Raw genomic sequence first — 15,292 nt, forward strand, 5'->3', positions numbered from 1 at the left:
GCCCCGGGATCAGTGCCGCTCGGGCAGGTCCCGCTCCGCCGGCCGTGAGGTGAGGTCACCGGCCGTGGACTCACCGGCCGTGGGCTCGGCGGCCGCGCGCGAGGACGCCGCAGGCGCCGGCTTCTTGCCGCAGAACGCGGCCTCGAGCGTCCCGCCGAGCGCCGTGTTCGCGGAGCCGTGGTTCGACGTGTTCGCCACCGCCGAGAGGCTGCGGCGCCCGTCCCGGGTCGAGAAGGCGTACGTGTAGAAGCCCTGCACGGTCCCGGTGTGGCCGAAGATCTGCGTGCCGCACGACAGGTTGTAGCGGCGCAGCCCGAGCCCGTAGAACCGGGTGTTCGTGGCGTCCGTCGGCGTGACCGTCGTCATCGCGTCCAGCATCGCCGGGGAGAGCAGCCTGCCGCGCAGGAGCGCGCTCGTGAAGGTGTTCAGATCCCCGGGGGTGGAGATGACGGCCCCGGCGGACTGCGCCCAGGACACGGTCTGCTCCGTGGAGTCGACGAGCGGGGCACCGGCCTCGTCGGGGTGCAGGTAGCCGCGTACGTGCAGGCCCTTGATACGGGTGTCGGGGTGCACGTACGAGGTCGAGCGCAGCTTCAGCGGCTTGAAGATGCGGCGCTCGTACGCGTTCGCCACCGACCGGCCCGTGGCCTTCTCGATGAGCATGCCGACGACCACGAAGTTGGCGTTCGAGTACTTGTACGCCACGCCCGGCTCGGTCGTCCGGGGCAGCTTCAGGGAGAGGTCGACCAGCTCCTGGTAGCTGAACACCCGGTTCCGTACCGCCTCGAAGCCGGGCACGGTGTTCTGGAACATGGCGTCCGTGTAGTCGGCCAGGCCGCTGCGGTGCGTCAGCAGATGGCGGACGGTGATGCGGTCGTCGGGGAGCAGCCCGGGCAGATACGTGTTGACGGGCGCGTCGAGCTCCAGCTCGCCCTCCTCCACGAGCTGGAGGAGGACGACGGTCGAGAACGTCTTGCTGACGCTGCCGATCCGGAAGCGCGCGTGGACGTCCATGGCCGCGCCCGAGACGCGGTCACGCACCCCGACGGTGCGGCTCTGGACCCCGTCGGGGCCGACGTACCGGGCCATGGCGCCCGGTGCGCCGTTGGCCATCGCCGCGTTCAGAGCGGCAGTCACACCCTCCATGTCGGGCGCGGGCACGGGCACGGTCGTGGACTCGGAGGCGGTGACGGAGGCGGAGCTGATGGCGGTGGCATCGGCGGATCGAGCGTCAGGGGCGGCGAACGCGCTGGTGGCCGGGGCGACAGCCGATGCGAGCGCGGCGATCAGGGTGGCGCTCACGGCCAGGCGGCGGTGCGACGTCAGGGGCACGGTGGTTCCTCGACTTCTTCCGGTTCTTCCGGTGCTTCCGGAACGTTCGGATCGTTCGGCACGGCGCACGGCAGCGGTGCGCCGAGGGGCCCGGGAGTGCGTGACCGTCACGGCGCGCCCCCCTGTCCCCATGGATCATGAGTGCCAACGCCCGGGAAGGGTTCCTGACACGGGGGGAGCAGTTGCGGAGGGTGTTATTCCGAGTACGGGGGCGCCGGTGTCCGAGGGCGCCGCGTACCCTCGTTCACGTGCCCAGTTCCCACCCGCATCGCGTCGCCGTCCTCGTCCTCGAAGGCGCGAAGCCGCTCGACGTCGGGATCCCCGCGCAGGTCTTCACGACCCGCGCGAGCATGCCGTACGAGGTACGGGTCTGCGGCGCGGCGCCCGGGCCCGTCGCCGGCGGGGACGGGCTGTCCTACCACGTCGCCCACGGCCTCGACGCCCTCGCCTGGGCGGACATCATCTTCGTCCCCGGCTACCGGTTCCCCGACCGCGAGGACCCGCCGCGGGCCGTCGTCGACGCGCTGATCGCCGCCCACGAGCGCGGCGCGCGGCTGGCCGCCATCTCGACCGGAGCCTTCGCACTCGCCGCCACGGGCCTCCTCGACGGAAAGCGCGCCACGACGCACTGGCACTACGCACGGGCGCTCGCGGCGAAACGCCCCCTCATCCACGTCGACGAGAACGTCCTGTTCGTCGACGAGGGCAGCGTGCTGACCTCGGCCGGCGCCGCCTCGGGCATCGACCTGTGCCTGCACATCCTGCGCGGCGACCTCGGCGTCGCCGCGTCGAACCACGCGGCCCGACGGCTCGTCGCGGCGCCCTACCGCAGCGGCGGCCAGGCGCAGTACGTGCCGCGCAGCCTGCCCGAAGCCCTCGGCGAACGGTTCGCCGCCACCCGGGAATGGGCGCTGCACCGGCTCGACGAGCCCCTCACCCTCGACATCCTCGCCCGGCACGCGGCGGTGTCGGCACGCACGTTCTCCCGCCGGTTCGCCGAGGACACGGGGTACACGCCCATGCAGTGGGTGATGCGCGCCCGGATCGACATGGCCCGAGAGCTGCTGGAACGCTCAGAGCGGGGCGTCGAGCAGATCGCCGCCGACGTCGGTCTCGGCACCGGCGCGAATCTGCGGCTGCACTTCCAGCGCATCCTCGGTACGACACCGAGCGACTACCGGCGCACCTTCGCGCAGGGCGAGTAGCCCGCCCGCCGCCCCCGCATCCCCGCCCGCCCCCGCACGCCCGCCGCTTTCTCGCGCGTCCTCTCCGCACCCCCGTCGACCCCTCCGTCACACGGCTCCGCCGTCCCTGGCGCGATCCTTGCGGACCGTGGCGATCACGCCGCTGTCACGGGCGGATTTCGTGCGCGAGTCTGAAGCGCAACGGAACGGAACGGAAAGGGACACCGCTCATGACTCGCATCGCGATCAACGGATTCGGCCGCATCGGACGGAACGTGCTGCGCGCACTCCTGGAGCGCGACAGCGAACTCGAGGTGGTGGCCGTCAACGACCTCACCGAGCCGGCCAGCCTCGCGCGGCTGCTCGCCTACGACACCACCTCGGGTCGCCTCGGCCGTCCGGTGAGCGTCGAGGGCAACACCCTCGTCGTCGACGGCCGCCGCATCAAGGTCCTCGCCGAGCGTGAGCCCGCGCAGCTGCCCTGGGCCGAGCTGGGTGTCGACATCGTGCTCGAGTCGACCGGCCGCTTCACGTCGGCCAAGGCCGCCCGCGCCCACATCGACGCCGGTGCGAAGAAGGTCCTCGTCAGCGCGCCGGCCGACGGTGCCGACGTCACGCTCGCGTACGGCGTCAACACCGACGCGTACGACCCCGAGCTGCACACGATCGTCTCGAACGCCTCCTGCACGACCAACGCGCTCGCGCCGCTGGCCGCGGTCCTCGACGAGCTCGCCGGCATCGAGCACGGCTTCATGACGACGGTCCACGCCTACACGCAGGAGCAGAACCTGCTGGACGGCCCGCACCGTGACCCCCGCCGCGCCCGTGCCGCCGCCTGGAACATCGTGCCCACGACGACGGGCGCCGCCAAGGCGATCGGCCTCGTGCTCCCGAAGCTCGACGGCAAGCTGTCGGGCGACTCGATCCGCGTACCGGTCCCGGTCGGCTCGATCGTCGAGCTCAACACGACCGTCGCCCGCGACGTGACGCTCGAGGACGTCCTCGCCGCGTACCGCACCGCCGCGGAGGGCCCGCTCGCCGGCGTCCTGGAGTACTCGGACGACGCGCTGGTCTCCTCCGACATCACGGGCAACCCGGCGTCGTCGATCTTCGACTCGGCGCTGACCCGCGTCGAGGGCCGCCATATCAAGGTCGTCGCCTGGTACGACAACGAGTGGGGCTTCTCGAACCGCGTGATCGACTCGCTCGAACTCCTCGCCGGCCGCTGACCGTACGGTCAAAGCCTGGCCAACGGCCACAGCCGCGTAGGCCCGCACACCTGCGCGGCATCCCCGAGAGCGCTCCGGCCAGTCGTCACGACCCCGACGACCGGCGGCCGGAGCGCTCTGCCATGCCCGGCCGCTCGCCGTCGCCACGGCCCTCGACGCCGACGACGGTCTCGTCCGGAGGTCGAGGCGGATTGGGCAGATGCCCAGTCCGAGCACGGCAGCGCTGGGCTTCTGCGGGGAGACAGCCGTGTCGGGGACCCCGACCATGGGCACGGGTCGCGATTGCGAGGACGCGCAACGCGCCGTATCCGTAGAGGAGTTCCCATGTCAGGGAGATTGAGCCGCACACTCGGCAGTGTCCTGCTCGCCGTCGTGCTGGCGTCGTACGTCACGCCGGGCACCGCCGGCGCGGCGGAGGAGACCACGGGCAGCGTCACGTCGGCCACGGTCGACTGGGGCCAGACGGGCCCGTACGAGGTGAACGTCGACATCGGCGTCGTGCACACCTTCTACTACCCCCGGAACATGGGGCAGTCGGGAGAGCGGCACCCGGTGGTCATCTGGGGCAACGGCACCGGCGCCGTGCCGGGCGTCTACAGCTCGTTGCTGCGGCACTGGGCCAGCCAGGGCTTCATCGTCGCCGCCGCGAACACCCCCACCTCGAACTTCGCGATCACCATGCGCTCCGGGATCGACGTGCTGGAGCGGTGGAACGCGGACAGCGGCAGCCCGTTCCACGGCAAGGTGGACCTCGAACACATCGGCTCCGCGGGCCATTCGCAGGGCGGCGCCGCGGCGATCAACGCCGCGATCGACCCGCGCGTCGACACCGCCGTCCCCATCCAGCCGGGCCCCCTGGCCGACCCCGACCTGATGGGCGAACCCGTCTTCTACCTGGCAGGTCAGCGGGACCTGACGGTGTGGCCGGCCCTGGTGAAGGCGTTCTACCGGGACTCCTCCCACGTCCCCGCCGTCTACGGCGAGGTCCGCGGCGCCGGACACCTCAGCTCCATCGGCGACGGCGGCGAGTTCCGCGCCCCGACCACCGCCTGGCTCCGTTTCTGGCTGATGGGCGACGAGCGGGCCCGGGGCATGTTCTTCGGCGCCGACTGCACCTACTGCGTCGACGACGACCTGTGGTCCGGCTGGAGCCGCAACACCAAGGCGCTGCAGATTCCCGGCCCCACGGCCTGATGTCGCCGGGCGTGTCCGAGTGGGCAGCGGGTGGCCCGCCCCACTCGGACGCCTTCCGGTGACCGTCGCGTCCCGGCGGGCCCATGGGGGCCTGCCGGGACGCGACGACCGGATGACGAGGATCAGGCGTTGTCGAACCGGTCCAGTTCCATCACCTTGCTCCACGCGGAGACGAAGTCCGTCACGAACTTCTCCTTCGCGTCGTCGCTCGCGTAGACCTCGGCCAGCGCGCGCAGCTCGCTGTTGGAGCCGAAGACCAGGTCGGCGCGGGTACCCGTCCACTTGACGGCGCCCGTGGCGGCGTCCCGGCCCTCGAAGGTGGTGGCGTCCTCGGACACCGCCTTCCAGACCGTGCCCATGTCGAGCAGGTTGACGAAGAAGTCGTTCGTCAGGGAGCCCGGGGTCGTGGTGAGGACACCGTGCCGCGACTGCTGGTGGTTCGCGCCGAGCACACGGAGGCCACCGACGAGGACCGTGAGCTCGGGGGCGCTCAGGGTCAGCAGGTTCGCCCGGTCGATGAGCAGGTACTCGGCCGGGAGGCGGTTGCCCTTGCCGAGGTAGTTGCGGAAGCCGTCGGCGACCGGCTCGAGCGCCGCGAACGACTCCACGTCGGTCTGGTCCTGCGCGGCGTCCACGCGGCCCGGACGGAAGGGGACCTCGACCTCGAAGCCGGCGTCCTTGGCCGCCTGCTCGACGCCCGCGGCACCGGCCAGCACGATCAGGTCGGCGAGCGAGATCCGCTTGCCGCCGGTCTGCGCGCCGTCGAACGTCTCCCGGATGCCCTCGAGCGTACGGAGGACCGTCGCCAGCTGGTCGGGGTCGTTGACCTCCCAGCCGCTCTGAGGCTGGAGACGTACGCGCGCGCCGTTGGCACCGCCGCGCTTGTCGCTGCCGCGGAAGGAGGAGGCCGACGCCCACGCGGTCGAGACGAGCTGCGAGACGGTGAGGTCCGAGGCGAGCACGCTGCTCTTGAGGGCGGCGACGTCCGAGGCGTCCACGAGCTCGTGGTCCAGCGCGGGCAGCGGGTCCTGCCAGAGAAGGGTCTCGGAGGGGACCTCCGGGCCGAGGTAGCGGGCCACCGGGCCCATGTCACGGTGGGTGAGCTTGTACCAGGCACGCGCGAAGGCGTCGGCGAACGCCTCGGGGCTCTCGTGGAAGCGCCGCGAGATCTGCTCGTACGCCGGGTCGAAGCGGAGCGAAAGGTCGGTCGTCAGCATCGTCGGGGCGTGCGTCTTCGACGAGTCGTGGGCGTCCGGGACGGTGCCCGCGCCCGCGCCGTCCTTCGGCCGCCACTGGTGGGCGCCGGCGGGGCTCTTGAACTGCTCCCACTCGTAGCCGAAGAGGATGTCGAAGAAGCTGTTGTCCCAGGCGGTGGGGGTGTCCGTCCAGATGCCCTCGAGCCCGCTGGTGATGGCGTCGCCGCCCTTGCCGGTGCCGAAGGAGTTGCTCCAGCCGAGGCCCTGGGCCTCCAGCGGCGCGGCCTCGGGGTCGGCGCCGACGCTCTCCGCGGGGCCGGCGCCGTGGGTCTTGCCGAAGGTGTGACCGCCCGCGATGAGGGCGACCGTCTCCTCGTCGTTCATCGCCATCCGGCGGAAGGTCTCCCGGATGTCGCGGGCCGCGGCGATCGGGTCCGGAGTGCCGTTGGGGCCCTCGGGGTTGACGTAGATGAGGCCCATCTGGACCGCGCCGAGCGGGTTCTCCAGCTCGCGGTCGCCGGTGTAGCGCTCGTCGTCGAGCCAGGTGGTCTCGGGGCCCCAGTAGACGTCCTCGTCGGGCTCCCACACGTCCGCGCGGCCACCGGCGAAGCCGAAGGTCTCGAAGCCCATCGACTCCAGCGCGACGTTGCCGGCGAGGATCATGAGGTCGGCCCAGGAGATGTTCTGGCCGTACTTCTTCTTGACCGGCCACAGCAGACGGCGGGCCTTGTCCAGATTGCCGTTGTCCGGCCAGCTGTTGAGCGGCGCGAAGCGCTGCTGGCCGGCGCCGGCGCCGCCGCGGCCGTCGCTGATGCGGTACGTGCCCGCGCTGTGCCAGGCCATCCGGACCATGAACGGGCCGTAGTGGCCGAAGTCGGCGGGCCACCAGTCCTGCGAGGTCGTGAGGACCTCGGCGATGTCCCGCTTCACGGCCGGCAGGTCGAGGCTCTGGAACGCCTCCGCGTAGTCGAAGTCCCCGCCCAGCGGGTTGGCGACGGCGGGGTTCTTGGCGAGGATCTTCAGGTTGAGCCGGTTCGGCCACCACTGACTGTTGCCGCCGCCCTGGGTCGGGTGCGCGGCGCGCTCGTGTGCGACCGGGCAGCCGCCGCCGCCCTCCGTCTTCGCGTCTACGACGATTGCATCATGGTTCTCAGACATGGGAATCCTTCCGGACCTCGCGGATCACAGTGCTCAGGAAGTGCGGTCGACGCAGCGGTCGGGCGCCGGGCCCGGGTGCGGCGCCGGCCTCGTCGACGCTATGGACGAATCGTGTGTGCTGTGGACGAATCGCTCGTACGGGAGTCTTCCTGTCCCTTGGCCATCTACGAATCCGATCCTACGATGGACGTAGTCCAAGTCAAGAACCGCGCCAAACGTCCGTCCGACGGGAACCCGAACGTACGTCGCTCCATGCGGGGTCCCGCGCCGATGCCGAAGAGGTGAGTCGATGAGTGACCTGCTGGAGCGACTGCGAGCGCGGGGTTGGCGGATGACGTCCCAGCGGCGTGTCGTCGCGGAGGTCCTGGCCGGCGACCACGTGCACCTCACGGCGGACGAGGTGCACGCCCGGGCCGTGGCGCGGCTGCCGGAGATCGCGCGGGCGACGGTCTACAACACGCTGGGCGAACTGGTCGCGCTGGGCGAGGTGGTGGAGCTCTCCACGGACGGGCGGGCGAAGCGGTACGACCCGAACGCGCACCACCCGCACCAGCATCTGGTCTGCTCGGGCTGCGGCCTCATCCGGGACGTCCACCCGACGGGAGACCCGCTGGCCGTGCTCCCGTCGACGGAGCGGTTCGGCTTCACCGTGTCGAAGGCCGACGTGACGTACCGCGGGCTCTGCCCGGCGTGCTCCTGAGGGTCCCGGTCCCGTTCCCGGGGTGTGACGATCCTGAGAGTCCCGGTCCCGTTCCCGGGTGCGACGAGAGGAGCCCCTCCACCTGTCCGGTGGAGGGGCTCCTCTCGTACGCCGTGGTGCGGCGGTGACTACTTCAGGACCGCGAGGGCCTCGTCGTAGCTGGGCTCGTCGGCGATCTCGCCCACGAGCTGGGCGTGCAGCACGGTGTCGTTCTCGTCGAGGACGACGACGGCGCGCGCGGTCAGGCCGGCCAGCGGCCCGTCCGTGATCTCCACGCCGTAGTTGGTGTGGAACTCGCGGCCGCGGAGCGTCGAGAGGTTCTTGACGTTCTCCAGGCCCTCGGCGCCGCAGAAGCGGGCCTGGGCGAAGGGCAGGTCGGCGGAGATGCAGAGCACGACCGTGTTGTCCAGCTCGCCGGCCTTCTTGTTGAAGGCGCGGACGGAGGAGGCGCACGTCGGGGTGTCGACGCTCGGGAAGATGTTGAGGATCTTGCGCTGGCCGGTGAAGTCCTTCAGCGACTTGTCTGCCAGTCCTTCGGCGACGAGCGTGAAGTCGGGAGCCTGGCTGCCGGGGATCGGCAGAGCGCCGTTGACCTGTACCGGGCTGCCCTTCAGCGTGACCTGGGCCATGGGAGATCTCCTTCGGACGGTGTGAGTGGCAACGCGGGGAATCGTACGGCGTGCGGACCTGCGGGAACGACACGGGCCGCCGGTGGGGGTGGGGGAGGTGGTGAGCGTGGGGGGTGCCCGCATGTTCACGTATGTGAATCGCGAGAAGCTTTCCTGTGTGTGTCGTCGGTGACGGCGATCGCTGCCGAGCTCGAACTCCCGGTCTTGACGCCTTTGGTTCAGACCTTTAGGTTCCCCCCTCGACAGCCATTCCCCGTTCACATACATGAAGATGGGGTAACTCCATGTCTCGAAGGCGCTTCCTGCTCGCCGCACCCCTACTCCTCGCCGCTCTCCTCGCCACACTCCTCGTCGGCCCCACGGGGGGCCGCGCCGAGGCGGCCCCCGCCACCTTCGTCCACCCCGGCGTCCTGGTCTCGCGGGGCCAGCTCGACTTCACCCGAGAGAAGGTCAACTCCGGGGCGCAGCCGTGGAAGGGCGCCTTCGACCAGATGATGGCGAGCAAGTACGCCTCGCTGTCCCGGGTCCCCAAGCCCCGATCGGTCGTGGAGTGCGGCTCGTACTCGAACCCGAACCTCGGCTGCACCGACGAGCGCGAGGACGCCATCGCCGCGTACACGCTCTCCCTGGCCTGGTACATCACGCGCGACGGCCGCTACGCCCAGAAGGCGATCGAGATCATGGACGCCTGGTCCGCCGTGATCACGGACCACACCAACTCCAACGCACCCCTGCAGACAGGCTGGGCCGGCTCCTCCTGGCCGCGCGCCGCCGAGATCATCCGCTACACCTCCACTGCCTGGCCCCAGGCCCGCGTCGACCGCTTCAAGACGATGCTGCGCACCGTCTACCTCCCCGAGGTCACCAACGGCTCCCACTCCAACGGCAACTGGGAGCTCAGCATGACCGAGGCCGCGATCGGCATCGCCGTCTTCCTGGAGGACCGCGCCGCCTACGACAAGGCCGTGGCCACGTTCCGCGGCCGCGTCCCCGCGTACATCTACCTCACGAGCGACGGCGCCCTCCCGAAGGCGGCGCCCGGAAGCGGCCTCGACACCCGTGACGAGCTCGTCCGGTACTGGCAGGGGCAGACCACCTTCGTCGACGGCCTCACCCAGGAGACCTGCCGCGACCTCACCCACACCGGATACGGCCTGGCCGCCATCTCGCACATCGCCGAGACGAGCCGCATCCAGAGCCAGGACCTGTACCCCGAGGTAGCCGACCGGCTGCGCCACGCCCTCGGCCTCCAGGCGAAGTACGAGCTCGGGGAGCCGGTGCCCGGCTGGCTCTGCGGCGGCACCCTCCACGACCACCTCGGGCCGGTCACCGAGGTCGGCTTCAACGCGCTGCACCACCGCATGGGATACGGCATGACGAACACGCAGCGGCTCACCGAGGCCGGCCGGCCCGCGGGCACGAACAACCTCTTCGTCGCCTGGGGGACCCTCACCCACGCGGGCAACCCCGGCTGACCGGAAGAGGCCGGCGCCGACGGCCGGGGCGGGGCCGGATCCGGACCGGCCCCGGCGGTCAGCGCCCGCCGGACGTGCGGCTCGCGGTGAAGCGGGACGGCGGGAGGCCGAACGTCCGGGTGAAAGCGGCGGTGAACGCGGCCGGGGAGGCGTACCCGAGGCGGCCGGAGACCTCGCTGACCGAGGCGGTACGCAACAGGGGGACGGCCGCCAGGAGCCGGGCGCGGGCCCGCCAGACCGCCGGGCTCTCGCCGGTCTCCGCCCGGAAGCGACGGGTGAACGCCCGCTCGCTCAGGGCGGTCCGGGCCGCCCAGTCGGTGTTGGTGACCCCCGCGTCCGGGGCGTCCAGGTACTCCCGGCAGAGCTCCGCGAGAGCGGCGGAGGTGGGGATGTCGACGTGGAACGGGAGCGGGGCACGCGCGGCGATCTCGTGCAGGAGCAGCGTCGTGGCCGCGCCCTCCCGCCCCGAAAGGCTGTAGTCGGGTCCGAACTCGACCGCCGCGAGCAGGAGTTCACGCAGCAGCGGCGGTACGTCCACGACCGTGCACCGGTGCGGCCACCACGGGACGGCACCCGGCTCGACGTACAGGCTGCGTGTGCTCACGCCCAGCATCCGGACCCGGTGCGGGGTGGCGGCCGGGATCAGGACGGCCCGCTCGGGCGGGACGGTCCAGCTGCCGTCGGCGGTGTCGACCACCATGACGCCGGTCGCCCCGTAGAGGAACTGCGCGCGCCGGTGCTCGTGCCAGTCCAGCACCTGCCCGTCCTGATAGTCGGTGCCGATCGGCAGGACGGCCCGGTCGACGTGGTCGACGTCGTCCAGCGGAATGTTCTTCACCGGATCACCCTACTGGCCGAGACGCGAAAGAAGTGTGCCGACCATCGGATGCGGGACACGCTGCTCGGCTGATGGTCTTGACCCCATGGACATGGCGATGTTGGTGGCGATCGGGCTCCTCACCGGAGCGACGACGGTGTTGTTCGGGTTCGGCGGAGGATTCGTGGCGGTCCCGGTCGTGGTGTGGGCGGACACCGCCCTCGGTACGGACGCGATACGGGTGGCCACGGCCACCTCGGCCCTGGTGATGCTGGTGAACGCGGCCTTCGCGACGGCCGTCACCCCGCGGCGGGTGCTCCTCGCCCTGCGCGGCAGCGGCACGCTGCTTCCCCTGCTGGCCGCCGGAGCCTGCGCCGGCGCGTACGCGGCCCGCTTCGCCCCGGCGGCCCTGGCCCGCTGGGCGTTCGTCCTGTACGTCGCCGTGACGGTCCTGGACCTGCTGCTCCGCCCCGGCTTCCTCCGTACCAGGACGCGCCCAGGGACGGACAGGCCGGCCCGGGCCGACCACAGGCGGCCGCTGCCGACCACGGCGGGTGCGCCCATCGGCGCGCTCGCGGCCTTCCTCGGCGTGGGCGGCAGCGTGATGACCGTCCCCGCGATGCGCCGGGCAGGCCACCCCATGAGCGTGGCGACGGCGCTGGCCAACCCCCTCACCCTCGCCATCGCGCTCCCGGCCGCCACCGTCTCCCTCGCCGGCTCCCCGCTCCCGGTCGCCGCGTCGCACGTCGACCTCGTGGGCCTCGTCGACCCCTGGGCCGCCGGGGCGCTGCTCCTCGGAGCCCTCCCCGTCATCGCGGTCCTCCGGCGCCGTCCGCCCCACATCCCGGACCGCGTCCACGCCTGGGCGTACGTCGGCCTGCTCACCGTCGTGGCGCTCGCGATGGCCGTACCGGACCTGGCCCCGACCGTAGGCGGCGTCTGAGCGGGGCGGGCCCTCCTCACCGGCCTGCGCGCCGTATGACAGGGTGAGGCGCCGGAACGACCGTCCAAGGAGCAGCACATGACCAGCCCTCGCGCAGACGCCGCGCCCGACGGGAACCCGGCCGAGGGGCGCTCGGATCTCCACCGCGTACGGGCCTGGTGGCGCACGCTCGGCGGCGACGGGTTCGTGGTGCTTCCGCCGCCGACCCGCAGCCGCTTCACCCAGTCCGACGGTCACGAGGACGCCGCCGAGCTGTTCGCGGTGCGAGGACTCGCCACCGGCACCTCCTTCGCGTACTGGCACTGGCAGGCCCACCAGGCCTTCGACCGCTCCGGCGCCCTGAAGGGCGAGCTGATGCTGTACTGGGGCGGCACCCACGCGGCCGTCGCCGCGGGACTCGGGCCCGGCCCCGACGGCTTCCAGGTCGTCGACGGCGGCCCGCAGGGCGCCTTCCGGCTGGACCGGGTGACATCCCGGGACGGTACGGGGATGCCCGACCCCCGGGACCCCGCCGGGACACGCCAGTTCCTCGCCGCGCTCGACGAACCCGTCGACCGCACCCGACTGCCCTACCGCTACCGGCCGTTGACCGCCCCCGAGGCGGCCTGGCTGCACGACCGGCTGCGCGAACCCGTCGACCTGGCCGAGGCGTCCCGGTTCGTCACCTCGCTGGAGCGTCGGGACGCCCTCACATACGACGAGACCGATGGGCTGCTGCGCGTCTGGCGGGAGGAGTACGCCGGACGTCTCGCCGCCTGGGACGCCTGGCGCGGGCTGCTCCACGCGCTGCTCCGCCACGACCACGCCGACGCCTGGGACGTCGTCACCGCCGTCGGCCCCCAGGCGGCCGGCGTCCTCGGCGAGGTGCCGTCCGAGCGTGGCCTCACGGTCCTGCGTGGACTCGGGCAGGGCGGCGACCGCGCCGCGATCGTCCCGTGGCTGGCCGCGTACCGTGCGGTCCGCGAACCCGACGCGGTACAGGCCGCGGCCTTCCTCGCCGCCGAACTGACCGCGCACGGTGCCCCGGAGAGGGCGATGCGTGCCCTGGCGACCGCCCTCACCGGAGCCGTCACGGCCGACCGGCGGCAGGCGACGGGCGCGGACTACCAGACCGGCCGGCGCTTCTCGGCGCTCGCCGCGGTCCGCTTCAGTACGGACGAACGGCTCCCGCGCGAACTGCGCGTGTGCCTCGCGGAGACCGCGCGGGACGGGCTCGCCCACGTCCGGGAGGACGCCGCCCGGCTCGGACCCGCGTACACCGACGCCACCGGCACCGACCCGGCGGAGGCGCTGGCCGCCGCCGACCGCTACGAGGCCGTCCGCGACGAGCTGCTGGCCGGCACCGGCCCCGACCTGACCCTCGCCGAGGGCGTACTGGGCCGCGAATGGCACCGGTACCGGACCCTCACCGCCGCCGACGTCCGCTGGCTGCGGGCCCAGGTGGCCGACCCGGCCACCGGCGTCCAGGGGCTCGCGTTCTGCCTCGAACTCCTCCTGGCCCACGGGGAGGCCACCGAGGCCGAGGTGGAGGCGCTGCTGCCCCGCTGGAAGAAGGAGCTCACCAAGAAGTACCGGACCACGTACACCGAATGGCGCCACCCGCTCGTCACGCTCACCTGCCTGGCCCTCGACCTGGACCACCCGGCCGCCGACGCCCTGACCGCCTGGTGGGCCAGGCCCCGGCCCGCGTGGAAGGACGCCCTGCGCCCGCTGACCCACCTCGGCGCCCCGGACGAGACCAAGGCGGCCGAACTGTGGGACCTCGTCACCTCCGGCGCCCACGACGACGGCCAGTTGATGACCTGGGTCCTGCTCCGGGCCCGGCTCGACGGGGAGCCCCCGTTGCTCGTCGCCGACCGGCTCCTGGGCACCCCTGGCATCCGCACCCACGTCCTGGAGCAGGTGCTGATCGGCGTGGCCGACCCGGCGCAGCCCCTGTGGCATTACGCCGTGGACCTGCACAGCCGGGACTGGTGGCGGCGCGCGCAGGAGGTCGCGGACCATCCCGGACTGTCGGCGCAGGCCCGTGCGATCGGCCTCCGGACAGCCCGCGAGCACCACCTGATCCGCTACCCGGACCAGCTCCGCCCCGCCCCGACCGAGGCCGAACTCACGGCGGCCCGCGCCTGGCTCGACGGGCACGGCCCGGCGGTGTGAGGGGCTCGCGGGCCCGCGGGCTCAGGCGACCATCCTGCTCGCGGGCTCGCCGGCTCAGGTGACCGACCTGCCGAAGAACTCCAGTTCCGCGACGGCCACCTGCTTCCGCGGGTCGGCCCGCCACGCCGTGCGGAGCACGAGCTGGACCGACAGCGCGTCCCGTACCCGCAGGTCGACGCGCTGGGTGCCGCCGTCGTTGATGCGGTGGTGCGAGACGTGTGTCTCGCCCGAGGAGTCCTTGACCACGAGGTCGAAGGTGCGCGGGGTCGCCTGCCCGTCCGCCTGCGTCGTGTTCTTCGAGCTGCCGGGGGTGATGAGGAGGCTCAGCAGATCCGTCGGCTCGGCGAAGCGGGCCTCCAGGTACTGGCCCGCGGAGTCGCCCGCGTACCCCGTGCCCCACCAGGTGTTGGAGTACCCGTCACCGGCCAGCTTCGGGTCCTGCCTGGGCGCCGCATGAGAGGCGACCCAGGCGACGGGATGCACCGGGACGCGGGTGGCGAAGTGGTCCTGGACCGCGCGGGCGGCGGGCGGGCCGCCGATCACGCCGCCGACCACCACGGTCACGACCGCCGTGGCGATCAGGGCGCGGGCGATCCACCGGCTCCGGTCGCGGGCGAGTCCGGGCCGCCGTCCCGCGTACGGACCCTCGGCCGTGGAGAGCCGCTCGGGGACCATGGGGGTCGCGCAGAAGCGGCAGAAGTGGCGGCCGGGGGTGTTGGCCGTGGAACAGGCGGGGCACGGCGTGCCGCCCGCGACGGGCGCGGGCGCCGCCGCCGCCCTCGACGCGGGACGCGCGGCCTCCGGACGCGCGGGGAGCACGGGGGCGGCGACGGCCGGTTCGGCGGGCCGGTTCCCCGGGACCGGGACGAGGAGGGAGCGTACGACGGTGTCCGCCGGCGCGTCGGACGGCGTCGCACCCGCCTGGGGCGGCGTCCCACTCGCGTCGGACGCGGGCCGCGCCTCCGGGACGGCCACCGGATCGGGCTCCTCGGAGGAGGGGACCACGGCGGGCAGGGGAGCGGTGACCTCTTCGGCGGTGGGCTCGGGGCCCGGGTCCGAGCCGGGCGCGGACCGGTCCTCCGGAACGTCCCCGCTCGGCTCCTCGACGACGGGGGCAGGGCCGGCGGTCGACTCCTCCCGGTCCGGGAGGGGCGTCGTCGTTCCCGGGGTGTCCCAGCGGAGGAAGGCTCCGCAGCTGTCGCAGAACGACTGGTCCGTCGCGCGTACGGGGCTCGCGCAGTCCGGGCACGGACGGGACTGGGGCGCGTCACTCATGGG

12 protein-coding genes are annotated in these 15,292 nt (G+C 72.6%); 7 read left to right on the forward strand and 5 right to left on the reverse strand.

Annotated elements, in window-relative coordinates:
- Nucleotides 1–9 precede the first annotated feature (9 nt).
- On the reverse strand, nucleotides 10–1,332 hold the full coding sequence (locus OG580_RS35050) for a serine hydrolase (RefSeq protein ID WP_267047686.1): 1,323 nt from the start codon (nucleotides 1,330–1,332) through the stop codon (nucleotides 10–12).
- Nucleotides 1,333–1,580: 248 nt separating this feature from the next.
- Here OG580_RS35050 and OG580_RS35055 point away from each other — a divergent pair, with 248 nt between their 5' ends.
- The 3 genes from OG580_RS35055 to OG580_RS35065 all read left to right on the forward strand — a co-directional run bounded on the left by OG580_RS35055 (nucleotide 1,581) and on the right by OG580_RS35065 (nucleotide 4,939).
- Nucleotides 1,581–2,537 carry a GlxA family transcriptional regulator gene (locus OG580_RS35055; protein WP_267047687.1) on the forward strand — a complete coding sequence of 319 codons (957 nt, stop codon included), beginning with the start codon at nucleotides 1,581–1,583 and terminating at the stop codon, nucleotides 2,535–2,537.
- A gap of 209 nt (nucleotides 2,538–2,746) precedes the next feature.
- Nucleotides 2,747–3,745 carry a type I glyceraldehyde-3-phosphate dehydrogenase gene (gene gap, locus OG580_RS35060; RefSeq protein WP_267047688.1) on the forward strand — a complete coding sequence of 333 codons (999 nt, stop codon included), beginning with the start codon at nucleotides 2,747–2,749 and terminating at the stop codon, nucleotides 3,743–3,745.
- A gap of 324 nt (nucleotides 3,746–4,069) precedes the next feature.
- Nucleotides 4,070–4,939 (forward strand): acetylxylan esterase, encoded by an 870-nt coding sequence (locus tag OG580_RS35065; RefSeq protein WP_267047689.1) that lies wholly within the window; start codon nucleotides 4,070–4,072, stop codon nucleotides 4,937–4,939.
- 122 nt (nucleotides 4,940–5,061) lie between these two features.
- On the opposite strand, the gene katG is transcribed toward OG580_RS35065, so the two are convergent.
- The gene (katG, locus tag OG580_RS35070) at nucleotides 5,062–7,293 is read right to left on the reverse strand and encodes a catalase/peroxidase HPI (RefSeq protein ID WP_267047690.1); all 2,232 of its coding nucleotides are present in this window, start codon (nucleotides 7,291–7,293) and stop codon (nucleotides 5,062–5,064) included.
- Nucleotides 7,294–7,582: 289 nt separating this feature from the next.
- Between katG and OG580_RS35075 the strand changes: the two genes are divergently transcribed.
- Nucleotides 7,583–7,993, forward strand: coding sequence for a Fur family transcriptional regulator (locus OG580_RS35075; RefSeq protein WP_267047691.1), 411 nt, complete (start codon nucleotides 7,583–7,585; stop codon nucleotides 7,991–7,993).
- Between the two features lie 128 nt (nucleotides 7,994–8,121).
- Here the strand turns inward: OG580_RS35075 and tpx are convergent, their stop codons facing one another.
- Nucleotides 8,122–8,622 carry a thiol peroxidase gene (gene tpx / locus OG580_RS35080; protein ID WP_267047692.1) on the reverse strand — a complete coding sequence of 167 codons (501 nt, stop codon included), beginning with the start codon at nucleotides 8,620–8,622 and terminating at the stop codon, nucleotides 8,122–8,124.
- 284 nt (nucleotides 8,623–8,906) lie between these two features.
- Between tpx and OG580_RS35085 the strand changes: the two genes are divergently transcribed.
- Nucleotides 8,907–10,097, forward strand: a complete 1,191-nt coding sequence (locus OG580_RS35085; protein ID WP_267047693.1) for an alginate lyase family protein — start codon at nucleotides 8,907–8,909, stop codon at nucleotides 10,095–10,097.
- A 58-nt stretch (nucleotides 10,098–10,155) separates the two neighbouring features.
- On the opposite strand, the gene OG580_RS35090 is transcribed toward OG580_RS35085, so the two are convergent.
- Entirely contained in the window at nucleotides 10,156–10,935 is a 780-nt protein-coding gene (locus tag OG580_RS35090; protein WP_267047694.1) for a helix-turn-helix domain-containing protein, read from the reverse strand.
- Nucleotides 10,936–11,020: 85 nt separating this feature from the next.
- Here OG580_RS35090 and OG580_RS35095 point away from each other — a divergent pair, with 85 nt between their 5' ends.
- On the forward strand, nucleotides 11,021–11,857 hold the full coding sequence (locus OG580_RS35095) for a sulfite exporter TauE/SafE family protein (protein ID WP_267047695.1): 837 nt from the start codon (nucleotides 11,021–11,023) through the stop codon (nucleotides 11,855–11,857).
- 78 nt (nucleotides 11,858–11,935) lie between these two features.
- Nucleotides 11,936–14,014, forward strand: a complete 2,079-nt coding sequence (locus tag OG580_RS35100) for a hypothetical protein (RefSeq protein ID WP_267047696.1) — start codon at nucleotides 11,936–11,938, stop codon at nucleotides 14,012–14,014.
- Between the two features lie 54 nt (nucleotides 14,015–14,068).
- Here the strand turns inward: OG580_RS35100 and OG580_RS35105 are convergent, their stop codons facing one another.
- On the reverse strand, nucleotides 14,069–15,289 hold the full coding sequence (locus OG580_RS35105) for a hypothetical protein (RefSeq protein ID WP_267047697.1): 1,221 nt from the start codon (nucleotides 15,287–15,289) through the stop codon (nucleotides 14,069–14,071).
- Nucleotides 15,290–15,292 lie beyond the last annotated feature (3 nt).

Source organism: Streptomyces sp. NBC_00094, from assembly GCF_026343125.1.
Classification (GTDB): domain Bacteria; phylum Actinomycetota; class Actinomycetes; order Streptomycetales; family Streptomycetaceae; genus Streptomyces.

What these genes read in the sequence shown, in the direction of transcription:
- OG580_RS35065 (WP_267047689.1), top strand. Translation starts at nt 4,070, where the DNA reads ATGTCAGGGAGATTGAGCCGCACACTCGGCAGTGTCCTGCTCGCCGTC.
- OG580_RS35095 (WP_267047695.1), top strand. Translation starts at nt 11,021, where the DNA reads ATGGACATGGCGATGTTGGTGGCGATCGGGCTCCTCACCGGAGCGACG.
- gap (WP_267047688.1), top strand. Translation starts at nt 2,747, where the DNA reads ATGACTCGCATCGCGATCAACGGATTCGGCCGCATCGGACGGAACGTG.
- OG580_RS35100 (WP_267047696.1), top strand. Translation starts at nt 11,936, where the DNA reads ATGACCAGCCCTCGCGCAGACGCCGCGCCCGACGGGAACCCGGCCGAG.
- OG580_RS35105 (WP_267047697.1), bottom strand. Translation starts at nt 15,289, where the DNA reads ATGAGTGACGCGCCCCAGTCCCGTCCGTGCCCGGACTGCGCGAGCCCC.
- OG580_RS35075 (WP_267047691.1), top strand. Translation starts at nt 7,583, where the DNA reads ATGAGTGACCTGCTGGAGCGACTGCGAGCGCGGGGTTGGCGGATGACG.
- OG580_RS35085 (WP_267047693.1), top strand. Translation starts at nt 8,907, where the DNA reads ATGTCTCGAAGGCGCTTCCTGCTCGCCGCACCCCTACTCCTCGCCGCT.
- tpx (WP_267047692.1), bottom strand. Translation starts at nt 8,622, where the DNA reads ATGGCCCAGGTCACGCTGAAGGGCAGCCCGGTACAGGTCAACGGCGCT.
- katG (WP_267047690.1), bottom strand. Translation starts at nt 7,293, where the DNA reads ATGTCTGAGAACCATGATGCAATCGTCGTAGACGCGAAGACGGAGGGC.